General features: G+C 71.4%; 18 protein-coding genes. 4 read left to right on the top strand and 14 right to left on the bottom strand.

Annotation, left to right across the window (positions count from 1 at the left end; all coding sequences use genetic code 11):
* Nucleotides 1–83 precede the first annotated feature (83 nt).
* The 4 genes from ABIQ69_RS01490 to ABIQ69_RS01475 all read right to left on the bottom strand — a co-directional run bounded on the left by ABIQ69_RS01490 (nucleotide 84) and on the right by ABIQ69_RS01475 (nucleotide 3,961).
* Entirely contained in the window at nucleotides 84–1,478 is a 1,395-nt protein-coding gene (locus tag ABIQ69_RS01490; RefSeq protein WP_350348630.1) for a threonine/serine exporter family protein, read from the bottom strand.
* 25 nt (nucleotides 1,479–1,503) lie between these two features.
* On the bottom strand, nucleotides 1,504–2,859 hold the full coding sequence (locus ABIQ69_RS01485) for an anaerobic C4-dicarboxylate transporter family protein (RefSeq protein ID WP_350348629.1): 1,356 nt from the start codon (nucleotides 2,857–2,859) through the stop codon (nucleotides 1,504–1,506).
* Complete coding sequence (locus ABIQ69_RS01480) at nucleotides 2,856–3,596, bottom strand: peptidase E (RefSeq protein WP_350348628.1); 741 nt, start codon at nucleotides 3,594–3,596, stop codon at nucleotides 2,856–2,858. Before ABIQ69_RS01480 ends, ABIQ69_RS01485 begins: the two co-directional genes overlap by 4 nt.
* Nucleotides 3,597–3,832: 236 nt before the next feature.
* Complete coding sequence (locus ABIQ69_RS01475; protein WP_350348627.1) at nucleotides 3,833–3,961, bottom strand: hypothetical protein; 129 nt, start codon at nucleotides 3,959–3,961, stop codon at nucleotides 3,833–3,835.
* 134 nt (nucleotides 3,962–4,095) lie between these two features.
* Here ABIQ69_RS01475 and ABIQ69_RS01470 point away from each other — a divergent pair, with 134 nt between their 5' ends.
* Both ABIQ69_RS01470 and ABIQ69_RS01465 read left to right on the top strand, forming a co-directional pair.
* Complete coding sequence (locus ABIQ69_RS01470; protein WP_350348626.1) at nucleotides 4,096–5,016, top strand: LysR family transcriptional regulator; 921 nt, start codon at nucleotides 4,096–4,098, stop codon at nucleotides 5,014–5,016.
* Between the two features lie 31 nt (nucleotides 5,017–5,047).
* A complete protein-coding gene (locus ABIQ69_RS01465; RefSeq protein ID WP_350348625.1) occupies nucleotides 5,048–5,548 on the top strand; it encodes a CinA family protein in 501 nt (166 codons plus the stop codon).
* 38 nt (nucleotides 5,549–5,586) lie between these two features.
* Here ABIQ69_RS01465 and ABIQ69_RS01460 read toward each other — a convergent pair whose 3' ends face one another.
* Complete coding sequence (locus ABIQ69_RS01460) at nucleotides 5,587–5,949, bottom strand: helix-turn-helix domain-containing protein (RefSeq protein ID WP_350348624.1); 363 nt, start codon at nucleotides 5,947–5,949, stop codon at nucleotides 5,587–5,589.
* Between the two features lie 82 nt (nucleotides 5,950–6,031).
* Here ABIQ69_RS01460 and ABIQ69_RS01455 point away from each other — a divergent pair, with 82 nt between their 5' ends.
* A complete protein-coding gene (locus ABIQ69_RS01455) occupies nucleotides 6,032–6,970 on the top strand; it encodes an NAD(P)-binding domain-containing protein (protein ID WP_350348623.1) in 939 nt (312 codons plus the stop codon).
* Between the two features lie 76 nt (nucleotides 6,971–7,046).
* Nucleotides 7,047–7,820, top strand: a complete 774-nt coding sequence (locus tag ABIQ69_RS01450) for an enoyl-CoA hydratase/isomerase family protein (protein ID WP_350348622.1) — start codon at nucleotides 7,047–7,049, stop codon at nucleotides 7,818–7,820.
* A 92-nt stretch (nucleotides 7,821–7,912) separates the two neighbouring features.
* On the opposite strand, the gene ABIQ69_RS01445 is transcribed toward ABIQ69_RS01450, so the two are convergent.
* The 9 genes from ABIQ69_RS01445 to ABIQ69_RS01405 form a co-directional block, all read right to left on the bottom strand.
* Nucleotides 7,913–9,445, bottom strand: a complete 1,533-nt coding sequence (locus ABIQ69_RS01445) for a CoA-acylating methylmalonate-semialdehyde dehydrogenase (protein ID WP_350348621.1) — start codon at nucleotides 9,443–9,445, stop codon at nucleotides 7,913–7,915.
* 2 nt (nucleotides 9,446–9,447) lie between these two features.
* Nucleotides 9,448–10,776, bottom strand: a complete 1,329-nt coding sequence (locus ABIQ69_RS01440; RefSeq protein ID WP_350348620.1) for an aspartate aminotransferase family protein — start codon at nucleotides 10,774–10,776, stop codon at nucleotides 9,448–9,450.
* Nucleotides 10,777–10,849: 73 nt separating this feature from the next.
* Nucleotides 10,850–12,004: an ABC transporter substrate-binding protein gene (locus tag ABIQ69_RS01435; protein WP_350348619.1), complete on the bottom strand. Its 1,155-nt coding sequence runs from the start codon at nucleotides 12,002–12,004 to the stop codon at nucleotides 10,850–10,852.
* 141 nt (nucleotides 12,005–12,145) lie between these two features.
* On the bottom strand, nucleotides 12,146–12,997 hold the full coding sequence (locus ABIQ69_RS01430; protein WP_350348618.1) for an ABC transporter permease subunit: 852 nt from the start codon (nucleotides 12,995–12,997) through the stop codon (nucleotides 12,146–12,148).
* Nucleotides 12,997–13,845 (bottom strand): ABC transporter ATP-binding protein, encoded by an 849-nt coding sequence (locus ABIQ69_RS01425; protein WP_350348617.1) that lies wholly within the window; start codon nucleotides 13,843–13,845, stop codon nucleotides 12,997–12,999. The genes ABIQ69_RS01430 and ABIQ69_RS01425 overlap by 1 nt, the downstream gene beginning before the upstream one ends.
* Complete coding sequence (locus ABIQ69_RS01420) at nucleotides 13,842–14,819, bottom strand: ABC transporter permease subunit (protein WP_350348616.1); 978 nt, start codon at nucleotides 14,817–14,819, stop codon at nucleotides 13,842–13,844. Before ABIQ69_RS01420 ends, ABIQ69_RS01425 begins: the two co-directional genes overlap by 4 nt.
* Entirely contained in the window at nucleotides 14,816–15,832 is a 1,017-nt protein-coding gene (locus tag ABIQ69_RS01415; RefSeq protein ID WP_350348615.1) for a TIGR03842 family LLM class F420-dependent oxidoreductase, read from the bottom strand. Before ABIQ69_RS01415 ends, ABIQ69_RS01420 begins: the two co-directional genes overlap by 4 nt.
* A 34-nt stretch (nucleotides 15,833–15,866) precedes the next feature.
* Nucleotides 15,867–17,303, bottom strand: a complete 1,437-nt coding sequence (hydA, locus tag ABIQ69_RS01410) for a dihydropyrimidinase (RefSeq protein WP_350348614.1) — start codon at nucleotides 17,301–17,303, stop codon at nucleotides 15,867–15,869.
* 28 nt (nucleotides 17,304–17,331) lie between these two features.
* Nucleotides 17,332–18,180 carry a nitrilase-related carbon-nitrogen hydrolase gene (locus tag ABIQ69_RS01405; RefSeq protein WP_350348613.1) on the bottom strand — a complete coding sequence of 283 codons (849 nt, stop codon included), beginning with the start codon at nucleotides 18,178–18,180 and terminating at the stop codon, nucleotides 17,332–17,334.
* Nucleotides 18,181–18,317: the final 137 nt, after the last annotated feature.

Genomic DNA, 18,317 nt, shown 5'->3' with positions numbered 1-18,317 from the left:
TTTACGTGGTGGCGCTCTCACGGGAAGGGGCGGACGCCCAGGTGGGGATGCCACATCGCCGGGCGGATGCCGGGTCCGACGCATCATCCCTCACGGGCGTCGTCTGCGACCGTCGAGTCGCGGGACGCTTCCCGCCTGCCCGCCGGGCCGCGGCGCGGCCGCCGCCAGAACGTGCGGGGCGTGCCGGGCAGCAGCCGGGCCCAGAACGGCGGCTCCTCCGTCTCCTGCAGCGCCGCGGGCAGGTCGACGTGGAAGTTGGAGAGCTCCTCCGCGCCGTGGTGCACGAACCGGTACAGCGCGGTGCCCATGAGCACCCCGAGGGCGATCGACATCACCGAGGTCAGCGCCTCGGCGAAGTCCTCGAGCCCGCGCGTCGTGCCGATCGCCTCGGTGAGGCCGACGAGGCCCGCCGCGCCCGGCACGAGCAGCCAGAACGCCGGGAGGAAGGTGAGCTGCGTGGGCACGCCGCGCTTGAGCGTGGCGATCCAGAGCACGAGGGGTGTCATCGCGAGCGCACCGACGAACCCGCTCACCGTCGCGCCGGCGACGAGGGTGCCGAGCGCCTGACCCGCGTACGCGACGGAGAGCGCGAGCAGCACCCACCCGAACGTGCGACCGGGGGCTGAGAAGTGCAGCAGGTCGCCGATCGCGATGAGCAGCACGCCACCCGCCGCCGTCCACCACGGGAACTGGCCCACCGCCTCGAGCGGCACATATCCGGATGCCCCCACGCCGGCCACCGTGCCCGCCGCGAGGATGCCGAAGGACAGCAGGGCGAGCTGCACGAGGCCCGTGACGAGCCGCGAGGCGCCGGCGATCATCTGCCCCGCGGCGAGCTCCATGGTCGCGGTCGTGAGCACGCCGCCCGGCAGGAACGTGACCAGTGGGGCGATGAGCAGCCTGATGGGATCGCCGATCGGGATGACCTGGGCCAGCAGGAACACGGCCATCGCGCTGACGAACGCCGCGACGACCGGGAACACCAGCTGGAGCGTCGGCGAGCGGATGAGCTTGCCGAGCCCGAGGAGCGCTCCGAGCCCGAACGCGACGAGCGCGCCCTCCCACGTCGGCGTCAGCAGCAGCGCGAGACCGGTGGTGAGGACGGCGTGACCGAACACGCGCACCGGCCACGGATGCCGCGGACGCATCGCGCCGATCTCGTTCAGCCGACGGATGCCCTCCTCGGGCTCGATCGACGCGGTGTGCGCACGCGCGACCAGCTCGTACAGCGCCGCGATCTGATCGAACCGGAACGACGGGTTGATCGCCGAGCGGAGGGCGACCCGGCCCTCCTCGCCGCTGCCGGTCTCCACAATGATCACGGTGGGCAGCACGACGAAGTCGGTGTCGGCGCGGCCGTAGGCCCGGGCGACCTGGTTCATGGTGTCGCGGATGCGGTCGACCGACTCCTGGGCGGCGTTCATGCCCTCCGCCAGCCCGAGCAGGAACCGCCGGAGGACGGCGTCGCCCGCTGCCACCACCATCAGCCGACCCGGCGCCGCATCAGACGATGACGAACGAGAGCAGCACGCCGACCGCGATCGCGACGACCACGTAGATCAGGTTCGGCAGCTGGAACGAGTGGTCGAAGACGAACTTGCCGAGCTTGGTCGTCCCGGTCTGGTCGAACGCGGCGGTGGCGACCTGGCTGCCGTTGGCGGGCAGCGTGTACATGCCCATCGCCGAGGGCCAGAGTCCCGCGATGAGCGCCGGCGGCAGGCCGATCGTGATGCCGATCGGCACGATCGCGTTCGTGGCGCTCGACTGGCTCGTCGTCAGCATCGCCACGACGAACAGCGCCAGCGCGAACAGCAGCGCGCCGAGGAACGCGGTCGAGCCGGAGACCACGGCGCCCAGCCCGTCGACGATGAGCTGGTTGTTCTCGGCGACGAACGTGTTCGCCAGCCAGGCGATGCCGAACAGGGCGATGGCGCCGACGATGCCCGCGGGGAACGTCGACTGCTTCGGGACATCCGCCGCCTTCACCTTGCAGGTGAGGAAGATGATCGCCGCGATGACGCCCATGATCACCTCGATGATGACGGTGACGCTCACCCGCACAGGGTCGCCGTCCTCGTTCGTGCCGACCACGGGGCGGAGGCCCTCGAAGAGGCCGAAGAGCACGATGATCCCGACGCCGATGAGGAAGATCGACGCCGACAGCACCGCGGTGCGCGGCAGCTGCTGCGCGTGCGCGTCGACCACCGGGGGCTTGATGAGCCCCTCCTGGAGGCGCCGCTGGTACTCGGGATCGTCATCGAGGTCCTTGCCCTTCCGCACCATGAAGAGGGCGGCGACGAAGAGACCCGCGATGGAGGCCGGCCACATGATCAGCAGGAGCTTGCCGAGGTCGACGCCCTCGGGCGCGAGGAGGACGACCATCGAGGCCGTCGCCGCGGAGACCGGCGAGCAGAGGATGCCGACCTGGCTCGCGACCGCCGAGATCGCCAGCGGCCGCTCGGGCCGGATCTTCTGCTGGTACGCCACGTCGTAGATGACGGGCAGCAGCGGGTAGTAGATGTTGCCCGTGCCCGCGCCCACGGTGAAGAGGAACGACATCGCCGGGGCGAGGAACACCACGGACTTCGGCCGCGACCTGATCACCTTCGAGGCGACCTTCACCATCCAGTCGATGCCGCCCGCGGCCTGCATGACCGACGCGGCGGTGATGACGGTGATGACGATGAAGACGGCGTCGACGGGCGCGTTGCCGGGTTCGACGCCGAACCCGAACACGAGCACGGCGACGCCGACGAGCCCCCACACGCCGAGGCCGATCCCGCTCGTGCGGGTGCCCATGTAGATGGCGAGGACGACGACGAGCAGCTCCGCGACGAGGAGCCAGACGTTGTCGTTCACGAGCTCGGTCCCTTCACGATCGGGCCGGTACTCGCGAGCACCTCCACCGGGAGCTTCGTCTCGACGATCTCGCCATCCACCGCCTCGACCCGGAGCGCGAGGGCGTCCTCCACCGGGCTGATCGCGGTGACGAACTCGCCGTGCTCGAAGTGCAGCGACTGGAGGTTACCGCACGCGTACCCGCCGGGGAGGCTGCCGTCGATGAGCGCCTGATGGAACAGCGGGCGCCGCTGGTCCTCCGCGTCGTAGTGCGGGCAGAAGCTGCCGTCGAGGAAGCCGAGCCCCTCTGGCAGCACCTGCAGCGTGGGGCCGTAGCTGTCGGTCGTGCCGCCCTCGAACCAGCAGATGCCGCCGGCGCTGCCGCCCGTGAACACGACGTTCGAGGCGGGGTCCTCCCACAGCTCGCGGAGGATCTCGTCGAGTCCCTGCCGCTTCCAGACGTCGAGCATGTTGGCGGTGTTGCCGCCGCCGACGTGGATCACGTCGAAGCCGCGGACGAATCCCGCGAGGTCGTCGACCGCCCGGTGGAAGAGCGGGAGGTGGTGCGGTGCGCACCGGTCGGAGTCGTACGTCGTGTAGAAGCTGACGATGTACGCGGCATCGTCGCCCGTGGCGGTGCCGACGAACAGCACGCGCGGGCGTTCCTTGCCGGTGAGCTTCAGGATGTACTCGTGCGTCGGGTCGGCCCGGCGCTCCATCATCGCCTTGCCCGCCCCCGTAGCCACGACGTGTGCCATCGAATCCCCTCCGACCGACGCTCTGGCCACACGCTAGCGCCCGCGGCGAGCGGGTGTCGAGCACGGCGCGCCGCCGCGACGCGCAGCGCTCCCGCATCGCGATCCCCCCAGGAGCATCCCGATACGCGGGCCGCGCGCCGCGGCCGGCACACATGAGGGAAGGGCCACCCCGCGGGGTGTCCCTCCCCCGCGCGGCGGCCCTTCCGGTACGGGGCGACCGAGCCCCGGTCGCGCGACTAGATCGTGCGCGCGAACTGCTCCTTGGGCATGCGGCGGTAGCCGTCGCGGGCGACGACCACGATGGAGCCGACGAAGCCGGCGGCGGCGACGCCGAGAATGCCGAGGAGGACGATGGACGAGAACACGGCGGTTCCTTTCGACGGAGAACTGGAGATCGAGCGACGGAGGCCCCATTGCGCGTGTTCGACCCTCCCATTGAACCGCGATTCATCGTGCAGCACAATCTGACAGTTCTACATGGACTGTGTAGCATCGCTACATGGACGTACGCCGGCTCGACCTCTTGCGAGAACTCGCCGAGCGCGGGAGCGTCACGGCGGTCGCCGAGGCCACCGGCCGCACGCCGTCGGCCGTCTCCCAGCAGCTCAAGGTGCTCGAGCGCGAGGCCGGGATGCCGCTCACGCGCCGCAGCGGCCGCGGCGTCGAGCTGACGAGCGCGGGCCAGGCGCTCGCGCGGAGCGCGGCCGACGTCGCGGTCGCGCTCGAGCGGGCGACGGCGCTGTGGGACGAGTTCCGCAACCACCCGAGCGGCGAGGTCACGCTGCTCACCTTCCCCACTGTCGGAGCCGCGCTCCTGCCCGCCGTGCTCGCCGATCTCGCGAGCATCGCCGGCCTCGTCGTGCACGCGACCGACCTCGATCCGGAGCTCGCCGAGTTCGCCGACCTCGCGAACGAGCACGACATCGTGCTCGCCCACACGATGCCCGGCGTGCTGCCGTGGGGCGGCCGCGGCCTGCGGGTGGTACCGCTCGTGACCGAGCCGCTCGACATCGGCCTGCCGGCCGATCACCGCCTCGCAGGTCGCGCCTATCTCACCCCCGAGGACCTCGTCGACGAGACCTGGATCGGCGTGCCGCCCGGGTTCCCGTTCGAACGCATCCTGCACGCGATCGAGCAGCTCGGGGACAAGCGAGTGCACGTCGCCCAGCGGTTCAGCGACATGCGCATCGTCGAGGCGTTCATCCAGGCCGGGCTCGGCGTCGCGTTCGTGCCTCGGTTCACCTCGGGCGCCGTGCCGTCGGGCATGGTGCTGAAGCCGCTGCGCGGCGTGGCATCCGCCCGGCAGATCGTGGCGCTCGTGCGTCCCGACGTCGCCGAGCGGCTCGCCGTGCGCACGGTGCTCGACGTGCTCGTCTCGCACGCGAGCCGGCTCGCCGACGCGCACGCGCAACGGGGATGACACCGGCCCGCCGGGCACCCAGAATGGTCGGATGCAGGATCCGGCCGAGGAGTACGCCGCCACCGGCGAGGCGATCGCCCGCCGCGCCCGGGAGCTGGGCGTCAGCATCGCGAGCGCCGAATCGCTGACGGCGGGCGCCATCTCGGTCGCGCTCGGCGCGGCGCCCGAGGCATCCGACTGGTTCCGCGGCGGTGTGGTCGCCTATGCGGAAGCCGTGAAGCGGGAGCTCCTCGGCGTGACAGCCGAGAACGTGACCTCGGCGGAGTGCGCGAGGCAGCTCGCGTCGGGCGTGACCCGGGTGCTCGGGGCGGATGCCTCGGTCGCGGTCACCGGCGTCGGAGGCCCGGGGCCGACCGACGGCGAGCCGGCGGGCACGGTCTTCGTGGCCGCGACGGCCGGCGGGCGGGTCCTCCAGGCCGAGCACCGGTTCGACGGCAGCCCGGCCGAGGTGGTGCACCGCACCGTCGGCGCCGCGCTCGACCTGCTGCTCGACGCGCTCGACAGCGCGGCCGAGGCCGGCAGGAGCAGCTGACCGGTCCGAGCGGCTGACCGGGGCGGGCCGATCCGTCGTCAGGAGGCGGCGGGCCGCGCGCGCGTCTGGGCGATGGTCGCCAGGTTCGCGTCGCCCCAGTCGCCGAGCGGTGCGAGCGCCTCGTTCAGGGTGCGGCCGAGCGCGGTGAGCGAGTACTCCACCCGCGGCGGGACTTCTCGGTACACCTCCCGGTGCACGATGCCGTCGTGCTCGAGCTCGCGGAGCTGCTGGGTGAGCATCTTCTCGCTCACACCGGGCAGGCTACGCCGCAGCTCGCCGAACCGGCGCGGCTCCTCGCCCGCCAGCGCCCAGAGGATCAGCGGCTTCCACTTCCCGCCGACGACCGCGACCGCGGCGTCGAGCCCGCAGGCGAAGGGGTGGTGCTTCGGGGCATCCGACATGGCGCAATACTAACCAACTGGTGGCTACCGCACGAAATAGTGGGTACTTGTCCGATCCACCGCACCAGCCGATGCTGGAGCCATGACTGCTGCACCCGCCACCGTGATCGGACTCGGCCCCATGGGCCACGCCATCGCCCGGACCCTCCTCGCCGACGGGTACGACGTGACCGTCTGGAACCGCTCGCCCGCGAAGGCGGCCGACCTCGCGGCCCGAGGGGCCCACGTCGCGGCAACTCCGGACGAGGCGATCCGGCGCGGCGGGATCGTGCTGGTCTCGGTCCGCGGGAACGACGTCGCGCGGGGCATCCTCGATCAGGCGGACCTCGCAGCCGCCCGCCCCCTCCTCGTGAACCTCAGCTCCGACACCCCTGCGACCGCGCGCCGCCTCGCCGCGTGGGCGACCGAGCAGGGCGCCGAGTATCTCGGCGGGACGATGCTCACGCCGTCGGTGCTCGTGGGCGAGCCGGGATCGACCGCGGTGGCCGGCGGCCCACTCGACGTCTTCGAACAGGCCCGCCCGATCCTCGAGACCATCGCCCCGCAGCTCACGCGGTTCGGCGACGACCCTGGCGCCGTCGCGGCGCTCGACCTCGCGATCCTCGACGCGTTCTGGACGACGGTCGCCGGCTGGAGCCACGCCGTCGCCCTCGGCCGCGCCGAAGGGCTCGACCCGGGCGTGCTCACCGAGCGCCTCACCGCGATCGTGCAGCTCGCGGCCCAGGTCGGCGCGGGGATCTCCCGCGACGCCGCCGCCGGCGAGTACCCGGGCGACGTGTCCACCATCGCCTCGGCCCGCACGTCGCTGGCGCACATCCTGCACGCGAGCGGCGACGCCTCGATCGACACGAGCCTCCCTGGCGCGATCGAAGGGCTCTTCCGGCGCGCGGTGGACGACGGCCACCATGGCGACGGGCCGTCGCGACTCGTGCCGACGATCGAGCAGAGCTCGTCAGGGTCGGCCACGCCGGCGGCGGCATCCGGCGCGCAGTCCGGGGCGCACGCAGCATCGGCCGCCTGAGCGACGCGAGCGGCGAGGCCAGGCCGCGCCCGGGCGCGGCCTCGCCGCCCTCCGACGCCTGATCTAGGCTCGCAGGGTGAGCGACGACGCCATCCTCCTGCACGTGTCCGACGGGCTCGCCCGGATCACGCTGAACCGGCCGCACCGGATGAACGCGGTCGATCCCGCCGCCATCGAACGCTGGCGCGACATCGCCCGCGAGGTCGCCGCGCGCGACGACATCCGCGCGGTCGTCCTCGACGCGGCGGGGCGGGCGTTCTGCGCCGGCGGTGATGTGCGCGCGATGGACGAGCTGGCCGGGCAGACGGATGCCGCGGGCCGCACCATCACCGCACTGGCCGACGTCATCCACGAAGGCCATCTGCTGCTCCGCGACAGTGCGAAGCCGATCGTGGCGGCCGTGCAGGGGCCGGTCGCCGGCGGCGGGCTCGGCTTCATGCTCGTCGCCGACCTCGTCGTCGCCTCCGACCGGGCGACGTTCTCCAGCCGCTACAGCGACATCGGTCTCACGCCCGACTGCGGGGTGAGCTGGCTGCTGCCCGAGGCGGTCGGCACCCGCCGGGCGCTCGAGCTCGTGCTCACGCCGCGCACGCTCACGGCGGCCGAGGCGCTCGACTGGGGCCTCGTCACCGAGGTCGTGCCGGCGGACTCGCTCGCCGGTCGCGTCGACGAGCTCGCGCGGACCTGGCTCGATGGGGCGACCGCCGCGTTCGGCGAGGCCAAGCGCCTCGTCCACGCCGCCCGTGAACGGCCCTTCGCCGTCTCGCTCGACGACGAGGCCGTCACGATCGGCCGATCGTTCGAGACGCCGGAGGCGCAGGCGCGCATCGCGGCGTTCACGAGCCGGTAGCCCGGCCGGCGAGACATCCGCTCACCCGCCGGCCGAGGCCTCCGCTCGCGCTCGGTGGTGCCGCGCACCGCGCTCGGTGCCGCGCGCCGCGCTCAGTCGTGCCGCGGGAAGCCGAGGTTGATGCCGCCGTGGCTCGGGTCGAGCCACCGGCTCGTGATCGCCTTCTCCTGCGTGTAGAACTCGAACCCGTGCGGACCGTACGACTTCGACGCCCCGAACAGCGAGTCCTTCCAGCCGCCGAACGAGTGGTACGCGACGGGCACCGGGATCGGCACGTTGATGCCGACCATGCCGACCGTCACCTCGCGCTGGAAGCGCCTGGCGGCGCCGCCGTCGTTCGTGAAGATCGCGGTGCCGTTGCCGTAGCGGGAGGCGTTGATGATGCCGAGCCCCTCCTCGTACCCCTCGACGCGCACGACCGACAGCACGGGGCCGAAGATCTCGTCGCGGTAGACCGCCGAGGACGTCGGCACCCGGTCCACCAGCGTGGGCCCGAGCCAGAACCCGTCGGGCTCGCCGTCGACCTCGGGGTCGCGCCCGTCGACGACGACCGAGGCCCCGTCGGCCGTTGCGAGCTCGACGTAGCCGGCGACCTTGTCGCGGTGCTCGCGGGTGATGAGCGGGCCCATGTCGGTGCCGCGCGTGCCGTCGCCGGTCTTCAGCCCGGCCATGCGCTCGCGCACCTTCGCCACGAGCTCGTCGGCGATCGAGTCGGTGGCGAGCACGACGGAGACGGCCATGCAGCGCTCACCCGCCGAGCCGAAGCCCGCGTTGACGGCGGCGTCGGCGGCGAGGTCGAGGTCGGCGTCGGGCAGCACCAGCATGTGGTTCTTCGCGCCGCCGAGCGCCTGCACCCGCTTGCCGTTGGCCGACGCGGTCTCGTAGATGTATTTCGCGATCGGGGTCGAGCCGACGAAGGAGATCGCCCGCACGGTGGGGTGCTCGAGCAGCGCATCGACCGCGACCTTGTCGCCGTGCACGACGTTCAGCACGCCGTCGGGCAGCCCCGCCTCCTGCATGAGCCGGGCGAGCCACACCGAGGCGCTCGGGTCCTTCTCGCTCGGCTTCAGCACGACCGTGTTGCCGGCCGCGATCGCGATGGGGAAGAACCACAGCGGCACCATCGCCGGGAAGTTGAACGGGGAGATGATGCCGACCACCCCGAGCGGCTGCCGCACGGTGTAGACGTCGACCCCGGTCGAGACGTTCTCGGAGTACTCGCCCTTCGTGTAGCCGGGCATCGCGCACGCGAGCTCGACCACCTCGAGCCCGCGCGCGATCTCGCCGTGCGCGTCGGCCAGCACCTTGCCGTGCTCGCTGGTGAGGATCGCCGCCAGCTCGTCTGCGCGGGCGTTCAGCAGCTCGCGGAAGGCGAACATCACCTGCTGGCGCTTCGCGATCGAGGTGTCGCGCCAGGCGGGGAACGCCTGCGCGGCGGCCTGCACGGCGGCGTCGACGTCTGCCGCGTCGGCGAAGCGCACGTGCTTCGACACGGTGCCGAGGGCGGGGTTGTAGACCGGCCCGGTACGGTCGCCGTCGCCGGCGACGGCGGCCCCGCCGATCCAGTGGTCGATGGTCGCGACGTCGGCGGCCCGGTCGGCCTGGTTCGTCTGCGTCTGGCTCATGGTCAGCCCTCTCCTTCGAGTGCGGTGGTCAGGACGTCGTCGTAGATGGACATCGCCTCGGCGACCTCCTCCTCCGTGACGACGCACGGCGGCACCACGTGGATGCGATTGTCCTGGATGAACGGCAGCAGCCCGCGCTCGACGAGCCTCGCCTTGATACGGCCCATCGCCCGCGCCGGCAGCGGCTCCCGGGTGGACCGGTCGGCGACGAGCTCCACCGCCCAGAAGACGCCCTCGCCGCGGACCTCGCCGACGACCGGCAGCCGTTCGGCGAAGTCGGCGAGCGCCGGACCGATGGCCGTCTCGCCGATGGCGCGCGCGTGCTCGACGATGCCCTCCGACGCCATGGCGTCGAGCGTGGCGACGATGGAGGCCATCGCCAGCGGATGCCCCGAGTACGTGAGCCCGCCCGGGAAGACCCGCTCGTCGAAGAGCTCGGCGATCGGCTCGTCGATGATGACGCCGCCGGCAGGCACGTACCCCGAGTTCACGCCCTTCGCGAACGTGATCAGATCGGGGCGGACGTCGTAGCCGTCGAAGGCGAACCATCGGCCCGTGCGGCCGAACCCCGCCATCACCTCGTCGAGGATGAGCAGGATGCCGTACCGGTCGCAGAGCTCGCGGACGCCGGCGAGATACCCGGGCGGCGGCACGAGGACGCCTGCAGTGCCGGGCACCGTCTCGAGCAGCACGGCCGCGATCGACGACGGGCCCTCCGATTCGATCACCCGCCGCAGGTGCCGAAGCGCTCGCTCGGCCTCCTCCTCGGGCGTCGTCGCCCAGAACTCGGAACGGTACAGGTAAGGACCGAAGAAGTGGACGTGCCCGCGCGCGAACTCGTTCGGGATGCGGCGCCAGTCGCCGGTCGAGACGATCGCGGCGCCGGTGTTGCCGTGGTACGAGCGGTAGGTCGAGAGCACCTTGTCGCGCCCGGTCGCGAGGCGCGCGAGCCGGATCGCGTTCTCGTTCGCATCGGCGCCGCCGTTGGTGAAGAAGACCCGTCGGAATCCGTCGGGCGCGTGCGAGACGATGCGCGCGGCCGCCTCGCCCCGGGCGAGGTTCACGGTCGCCGGGGCGATGGTGGTGAGCAGCTCCGCCTGCTCGCGGATCGCGGAGACCACGGCGGGGTGCTGGTGGCCGATGTTGACGTTCACGAGCTGGCTGGAGAAGTCGAGGTACTCGGTGCCGGCGTGGTCCCACACGCGGCATCCCTTGCCGCTCGCGATGACGAGGGAGGACGCCTGCGACTGCGCCGACCAGGAATGGAACACGTGGGCGCGATCGAGCTCGCGCGCGAGCTCGTCGGTGCTGTCGGTCGATCGGTCGGTCATGGCTGCTGTCTGCCTTTCGTCGGGAGGGATGCCGCGCCGCCGGCCGGGACGCACCGGCGGCGCGGCATCCTCGCTAGTTGCCGCCCTCTTCGAGGGTGACGTCGATGGGCTCGAAGCTCTCGCCCGTGAGGTCGAGCCCCTCGCCCTCGAGCTCATCGAGCGCCTGCTGGATCCAGTCGTTCGTGTACGCGGTGGCGGGCGGCTCCTCGGTGATGAGACGGGCACCCGATTCGTTCACCGCGGCGAGCGCGCCGTCGACGGTCTGCTGCCACGCGGCCTCGTCGATGATCCCGATGCCGTTCGGCGAGGGCCAGATGAGCTTGTTCGTCTCGTTGACCATCCAGAGCTCGTGGCTGGGGCCCCAGCCGGAGCCGGCGGCGAGGGTGATCTCCGACGCCTCCTGCGGGTTCTCCGCCGCGTAGACCCATCCCTTGATGACGGCCTTCAGGAACGCGACCGTCGTCTCCTGGTACGCCTCATCGCTCTCGAGCCGTTCGGTGTCGGCCCAGATCGCGTCCTGCAGCATGGCGCCCTCGGTGTCGTTGTAGTCGATGACGGTGAAGTCCTCGGGCTGGTAGAGCTCACCGGTGTCGGGGTTCACGGTCTCGAGCAGCTGCGCGTACTCGTTGTAGGTCATCGCCTGCGCCGCGTCGATGTCGCCCTGCAGGAACGCGTTCATGTTGAAGTCCTGCGTGATGATCTCGACGGTGGTGGAGTCGAGGCCCTCGGCGGCCATGGCCGCGAAGATCTCCCACTCGTTGCCGAAGCCCCACGAGCCGATCTTCTTGCCCTCGAAGTCGGCGACGGAGTCGATGCCGGAATCTGCCCAGGCCACCTGGAGGGTGCCGGAGCGCTGGAAGATCTGGGCGATGTCGGTGAGATTCGCGCCCTGCTCGATCGAGCCGAGCACCTTCGGCACCCAGGCGATCGCGTAGTCGACGTCGCCGTTGGCGAGCGCGTCCTGCGGCACGATGTCGCCGCCCGAGGGGATGATCTCGACCTCCAGGCCCTCCTCCTCGAAGAAGCCCTGGTCGACGGCGGCGAAGTACCCGGCGAACTGCCCCTGCGGCAGCCATTGCAGCTGCAGCTTCACGGGCGTGAGGTCGCCGCCGCCGCCGTCGCCGGTCTCCTCCGTCGCGTCACCGGATCCCGAGCATGCGGTGAGGGCGAGCGTCGCCGCGAGGGCGAGCCCGCCGATCGTCGCGAGGCGACGTCTGCTGTGGTTCATGTCAGTCCTTTCGGGGTTCCCTGGGTACTGCCTCGGTGCGGATGGTGCGGATGGTGCGGGTGGTGCGGGTGGTGCGGGTGGTGCGGGTGGTGCCGTGGTGCGGGTGGTGCCTCCTCCGTGGCCGGGCCGCGGTGGCTGTCGTCAGGGGCGTCCTCGCGCCTGCGGGGTCTGGCGTTGCAGGAGTCGCTCGAGCGCGAGCGTCGCGAGGTAGAAGAGGAGCCCGAGCGCGATGGAGGCGAGCACGTACGCCCAGGCGCGTGCGTAGGCACTCGACGCCGCCGAGGTCGAGATGAGGCCGCCGAGCCCGCCTCGGGGGCCGCCGAAGTACTCGGCGACGAGCGCGGAGATCACCGCGAGGGAGCTCGCGATCCGGATGCCGGTGAGGATGAATGGCCGCGCGGTGGGCAGGGTCAGCGTCCGCAGCACCTGCCCCGGGCTGGCAGCGTAGGCGAGCATGAGGTCGCGGTGGACCGGCGAGGTCTGCCGGAACCCGCGGAGGGTGTTGAGGAAGACGGGCACGAAGGAGGCCAGGGCCGCGATCGCCTGCCGGCCGAACTGACTGTCGGCGCCGAACATGGAGTTCAGCACGGGCGCGAGCGCCACGATCGGGATGACCGCGAGGGAGGCGACGACGGGGGCGCTCATCCGGTCGATGGCCCGCCATCTCGCGGCGAGCGCGGCGAGGAGCATCCCGAGGAGGGAGCCGACGATGAGCCCGAGCAGCGCGTTGGTGCCCGTGATGAGGGTGGCCTGCACGATCGACGGCCAGGAGGCGACGAACTCCTCGACGATCGCGGCGGGGCTCGGCAGGAGGTAGTCGGAGACGCCGACGACGCTGACGAGGAATTGCCAGACGCCGAGCACGATGAGCCCGACGGCGATGGGCGCGACGATCCGCAGCGTGGTCTCGGCCCGTGCGCCCCGCCGCCGCCTCGTCCCGCGCATCGGCGTGCCCGCCGGCGTGCCGACCGCGGAGGCTCCGGTGGCGGTCATCAGCGGGTCTCCACCCCGCGGGGCCCGGCCGCGACGGGTGCACCGCCGTGCAGCGCCTCGCGGACCGCCGTGACCATCTCGAAGAAGGCGCGCTCCTCGCGCAGCTCCTCGGTGCGGGCCGCTCGCGCCGCGTCGGAACCGAGCCGCATCGTCACGATCTCGCGGATGCGTCCGGGGCGGGGCGACATCACCACCACGCGGTCGGAGAGGAACACGGCCTCGGGGATGGAGTGGGTGACGAAGACGACCGCGGCCCCGGTCTCGGCGGAGATCCGCACGAGCTCGGTCTGCATCTTCTCCCGCGTCATCTCGTCGAGCGCACCGAACGGCTCGTCCATGAGCAGCAGCCGCGGCTGCTCGGCGAGGGAGCGTGCGATCGCGACACGCTGCTGCATGCCGCCGGAGAGCTGGTCGGGGTAGCGGTCGGCGAACTCGGCGAGTCCCACGAGGTCGAGCAGTTCGGCGACCCGCGCGGCGCGGGCGGCGGAGCCGACGCCGTGCAGCTCGAGCGGCAGCGCGACGTTCGCGGCGACCGTTCGCCAGGGCAGCAGCCCCGCCGACTGGAACGCGATGCCGTACTCCTGGTCGAGCCGGGCCTGCCGGGCCGTCTTGCCGAAGACCGAGACGGTGCCGCCGGTCGGATCGTCGAGGTCGGCGATGAGGCGCATGAGCGTCGATTTGCCGCAGCCGCTCGGCCCGATCAGCGAGACGAACTCGCCCGCGGCCACGGTGAGGTCGATGGCGTCGAGCGCCTGCACCTGGCCGCTCCGGGTGTCGAACACCTTGTCGACGCCGCGCACCTCGACGGCGGTCGCCGTGCCCGGCATGGGGTCTCGGGGCTCGCTCATGCGGCCTCCTCCGTTCGTCGGTAGTTCTTCAAGATCACGCCGAGCAGGGCGATCGACCCGGCGGCCACGAGCCCGAGCACGATGGCGCCGAAGATGGGGGCCCAGGCCTTCGCGGGGTCGCCGGAGGCCTGGCCGGCGAACTGGATGAGGATGCGGCCGATGCCGCCCTGCAGCCCGGTCGACACCTCCGCGACGACCGCGCCGACCACGGCGTTCGCGGCACCGAGGCGGAGCGCCGGCAGCAGGTAGGGCACGGCCGCGGGGAAGCGGAGCTTCACGAGGGTCCGCCAGTAGCCGGCCGCGTAGGTCTGCATGAGCTCCTCGTGGATGCGGTCGGGCGACTGCAGGCCCTTCAGCGCCCCGATCGCGATCGGGAAGAACGCGAGGTAGCTCGCGATCAGCGCGACCGACATCCAGTCCTGCCACTCGAACGAGCCGATCTCGACCCGCGACCCCCAGCTCTTCACGACGGGGGCGAACGCGATGAGCGGCACGGTCTGGCTGATCACGATCCAGGGCAGCAGCCCCCACTCGGCCAGCCGCCACCGCTGCATGACCAGCGCGAGCCCGATGCCCACGACGACGCCGACGAGCCATCCCGCCGCCGCGATGCCGAGCGTGGTGAGCGCCGCGAGCGCGATCACCGCCAAGAGCGGCTGCGCCGACGGCGAGCGCGTGACCGGCTCGGCGAGCCGGCCGAACATATCCCACACGTGCGGCATCGCGAGGTCCGTGGTGCGCGGCAGCACGCGGGCGTCTCCGATGACGACGCCGTCGGCGGGGCCGAGCAGCTTGTAGCCCTCCCAGATCAGCGCGACCACCAGGAGGCCGGCGAGCCCCCACGCCCATCTCGCGAGCTCACGGCGTGCGCGGCCGGGCCGGCGGGCGGTACGGATGCCTCGGCCCGTCGCCGCGGCATCCGTCACCGCCGGGGCATCCGCCGCCCGCGTCTCGCGCTCGCCGACCTGCGTCATGCCTTCGCCGTCACGTGCTCGGAGAGCGCCGGGATGACGGTCTCGCCGTACACCCGGAGCGTCTCCTCCTTGTTGTCGTGCTGCAGGTAGCCGGCGAACTGGTCGACGCCGAGGTCGGCGAGCCGGCGCAGCTTCTCGATGTGCTCGTCGGCGGTGCCGATCAGGCAGAAGCGGTCGACGATCTCGTCGGGCACGAACTCGGCGTGCGTGTTGCCGGCGCGGCCGTGCTCGTTGTAGTCGTACCCCTCGCGGCCCGCGATGTAGTCGGTGAGCGCATCGGGCACGGTGCCGTGCGAGCCGTACTTCGCGACGATGTCGGCGACGTGATTGCCGACCATGCCGCCGAACCAGCGGCACTGGTCGCGCATGTGGGCGACGTCGTCGCCGATGTACATGGGCGCGGCGACGCAGAACTTCACGGACCCCGGGTCGCGTCCGGCCGCCTCGGCGGCCTCGCGCACCGAGCGGATCATCCACTCGGCGATGTCGAGGTCGGCGAGCTGCAGGATGAACCCGTCGCCCACCTCGCCGGCGAGCTTCAGCGCCATCGGGCCGTAGGCCGCGACCCACACCTCGAGCTCGGATCCCCGGCTCCACGGGAAGCGGATCGTGGAGCCGTGGTAGTCGACCGCACGCGAGTTGCCGAGCTCGCGGATGACCCGGATCGACTCACGCAGCTCGGCGATCGTCGTCGGCTTCCCGTTGGTCACGCGCACCGCCGAATCGCCGCGGCCGATGCCGCACACCGTGCGGTTGCCGTACATCTCGTTGAGCGTCGCGAACACCGACGCCGTGACCGTCCAGTCGCGCGTCGCCGGGTTCGTGACGAACGGGCCGACCTTGATGCGCTGCGTCTCGGCGAGGATGCGGCTGTAGATGACGTACGGCTCCTGCCACAGGATGTGCGAGTCGAACGTCCACACGTGGCTGAAGCCGTGCACCTCGGCGAGCTTGGCGAGCTGCACGGTGCGCGACGCCGGGGGGTTGGTCTGCAGGACCGCTCCGAATTCCATGGGGCTCCTTCGTGGCTGCGGCTGGGGGCTGCGTTCAGATGAGGTACTGCGAGAGGCCGCGCTTCAGGAACCGGCCGTCGCCCTTGGCGCCGAGGTACTGGTCGCCGTCGACGATGACCTTGCCGCGGCTGAGCACGGTGTCGACGTGCCCGTCGATCTCGTAGCCCTCCCACGCGGAGTGGTCCATGTTCATGTGGTGGGTCTTGCCGACGCCGATCGACGTGTGGCCGTTCGGGTCGTAGACGACGACGTCGGCGTCGGCGCCCGGCTGGATGACCCCCTTGCGGCCGTAGAGGCCGAACATCCGCGCTGGGGTCGTACTCGTGAGCTCGACCCAGCGCTCGAGGGTGATCTCGCCGGTCACGACGCCCTGGTACATGAGGTCCATGCGGTGCTCGACCGAGCCGATGCCGTTCGGGATCTTCCGGAAGTCGCCGAGGCCGAGCTCCTTCTGGTCCTTCATGCAGAACGGGCAGTGGTCGGTGGAGACCATCTGCAGGTCGTTCGTGCGGAGGGCCTGCCACATCGCGTCCTGGTGGCGTTCCTCGCGGGAGCGCAGCGGCGTCGAGCACACCCATTTCGCCCCTTCGAACGCACCCCATTCGTCGCTGGATGCCCCGAGCTGTTCCTCGAGCGAGAGGTAGAGGTACTGCGGACAGGTCTCGCCGTAGACGTTCTGTCCCTTGTCGCGCGCCCAGGCGAGCTGCTCGACGGCCTGCTTCGCCGACACGTGGACGACGTAGAGCGGAGCGCCCGTGAGCTTCGCGAGCATGATCGCCCGGTGGGTCGCTTCCTCCTCCATCTCCCAGGCGCGCGCGATGCCGTGGTAGTACGGGTCGGTCTTGCCCGCCTCCGCGAGCTGCTCGGCGAGCACGTCGATCGCGGGGCCGTTCTCGGCGTGCATCATCGTGAGCATGCCGGTGTCGCGCGAGACCTGCATCGCCTTCAGGATCTGCGCGTCGTCGGAGTAGAAGACGCCCGGATAGGCCATGAAGAGCTTGAAGCTCGTGATGCCCTCGTCGGGCAGGGCGCGCATCGCGGCGAGGGAGTCCGCGTCGACTCCGCCGATGATCTGGTGGAAGCCGTAGTCGATCGCGCAGTTGCCCGCGGCCTTCTCGTGCCAGGCTGCGAGGCCGTCCTGGACGCGCTCGCCGTACCGCTGCACCGCGAAGTCGATGATCGACGTCGTCCCGCCGTGCGCGGCGGCGCGCGTGCCCGTCTCGAAGGTGTCGGATGCCTCGGTCCCGCCGAACGGCAGCTGCATGTGCGTGTGGGCGTCGATACCGCCGGGGATGACGTACTTGCCGGTCGCGTCGATGACGCGGTCGACCCCGGCCGAGACATCCGTGCCCAGCAGCCGGCTCCCGGGCTCGAGCAGCGCGACGATGCGCTCGCCGTCGACCAGGACGTCGGCCTCCGTCCGGCCGGTGGCGCTCACGACGGTGCCGCCGGAGATGAGGGTGGTGGTCATGCGTGGCTCCTCTGTGGTCGTCGGCGGGTCAGGGCTTCGCGATCCGGGCGTAGGAGTCGGGCCGGCGGTCGCGGTAGAACTGCCAGTCGTCGCGCATCTGGCGCACCATGTCGAGGTCGAGGTCGCGCACGAGCAGCTCCTCGTGCTCGCTCGAGCCGCGCTCGCCGACGAAGTTGCCGCGGGGGTCGATGACCTGGCTCGTGCCGTAGAAGTCGACGGCGAGCTCGCCGTACTCGTTGTCCTCGCGGCCGACGCGGTTGGGCTGCAGCACGAAGTAGCCGTTCGCGACGGCCGCGGCGGGGCCTTCGACCTCCCAGAGCCGGTTCGAGAGGCCGGGCTTGGTGGCGTTCGGGTTGAACACCAGGTGCGCGTCGTTCAGGCCGAGCTCGCGCCAGCCCTCGGGGAAGTGGCGGTCGTAGCAGATGTACATGCCGACCCGGCCGACGGCGGTGTCGAAGACCGGGTAGCCGAGGTTGCCGGGGCGGAAGTAGAACTTCTCCCAGAACCGGTCGAGGTGGGGCAGGTGGTGCTTGCGGTACTTGCCGAGGATGGTGCCGTCGGCGTCGACGAGCACCGACGTGTTGTAGTACACGCCCGTCTCGGCCTCCTCGTAGATCGGCAGCACGGTGACCATCCCGAGCTCCTTCGCGAGGGCGGCGAAGCGCTGCACGATGGGCCCGTCGGCCTGTTCCGCGAAGCGGTAGTACTTCTGCTCCTGCGTGATGCCGAAGTACGGCCCGTAGAACAGCTCCTGGAAGCAGATGACCTCGGCTCCCTGCGCCTTGGCGTCGCGGGCGAACTGCTCGTGCTTGTCGAGCATCGAGTCCTTGTCGCCGGTCCAGGTGGTCTGCGTGATGGCCGCGCGGACGATCGTCATGGTGCCTCTTCCCGGTCGGTCGGCGTCGTTGCCGTCCGCCGGCAGGCGGTGGTGCTCTGTGCCTACCGGGCGTCGGGTGACGCCGAGAGGTGGTGCCGAAGTCTGGTGCCGAACGGGTCGTGCGATCCCGTTCTGTT

Origin of the sequence: Agromyces sp. G08B096, from assembly GCF_040267705.1 — a bacterium.
GTDB lineage: Bacteria > Actinomycetota > Actinomycetes > Actinomycetales > Microbacteriaceae > Agromyces.
The sequence above is the reverse complement of the archived record's forward strand: the minus strand, read 5'-3'. Positions and strand labels throughout refer to the sequence as shown.

Bases quoted from the DNA above. Each gene is read 5' to 3' on its own strand.
- ABIQ69_RS01425 (WP_350348617.1), bottom strand. From the start codon at position 13,845: ATGAGCGAGCCCCGAGACCCCATGCCGGGCACGGCGACCGCCGTCGAG.
- ABIQ69_RS01445 (WP_350348621.1), bottom strand. From the start codon at position 9,445: ATGAGCCAGACGCAGACGAACCAGGCCGACCGGGCCGCCGACGTCGCG.
- ABIQ69_RS01455 (WP_350348623.1), top strand. From the start codon at position 6,032: ATGACTGCTGCACCCGCCACCGTGATCGGACTCGGCCCCATGGGCCAC.
- hydA (WP_350348614.1), bottom strand. From the start codon at position 17,303: ATGACCACCACCCTCATCTCCGGCGGCACCGTCGTGAGCGCCACCGGC.
- ABIQ69_RS01480 (WP_350348628.1), bottom strand. From the start codon at position 3,596: ATGGCACACGTCGTGGCTACGGGGGCGGGCAAGGCGATGATGGAGCGC.
- ABIQ69_RS01435 (WP_350348619.1), bottom strand. From the start codon at position 12,004: ATGAACCACAGCAGACGTCGCCTCGCGACGATCGGCGGGCTCGCCCTC.
- ABIQ69_RS01430 (WP_350348618.1), bottom strand. From the start codon at position 12,997: ATGACCGCCACCGGAGCCTCCGCGGTCGGCACGCCGGCGGGCACGCCG.
- ABIQ69_RS01440 (WP_350348620.1), bottom strand. From the start codon at position 10,776: ATGACCGACCGATCGACCGACAGCACCGACGAGCTCGCGCGCGAGCTC.
- ABIQ69_RS01470 (WP_350348626.1), top strand. From the start codon at position 4,096: ATGGACGTACGCCGGCTCGACCTCTTGCGAGAACTCGCCGAGCGCGGG.
- ABIQ69_RS01415 (WP_350348615.1), bottom strand. From the start codon at position 15,832: ATGGAATTCGGAGCGGTCCTGCAGACCAACCCCCCGGCGTCGCGCACC.
- ABIQ69_RS01460 (WP_350348624.1), bottom strand. From the start codon at position 5,949: ATGTCGGATGCCCCGAAGCACCACCCCTTCGCCTGCGGGCTCGACGCC.
- ABIQ69_RS01405 (WP_350348613.1), bottom strand. From the start codon at position 18,180: ATGACGATCGTCCGCGCGGCCATCACGCAGACCACCTGGACCGGCGAC.
- ABIQ69_RS01420 (WP_350348616.1), bottom strand. From the start codon at position 14,819: ATGACGCAGGTCGGCGAGCGCGAGACGCGGGCGGCGGATGCCCCGGCG.
- ABIQ69_RS01465 (WP_350348625.1), top strand. From the start codon at position 5,048: ATGCAGGATCCGGCCGAGGAGTACGCCGCCACCGGCGAGGCGATCGCC.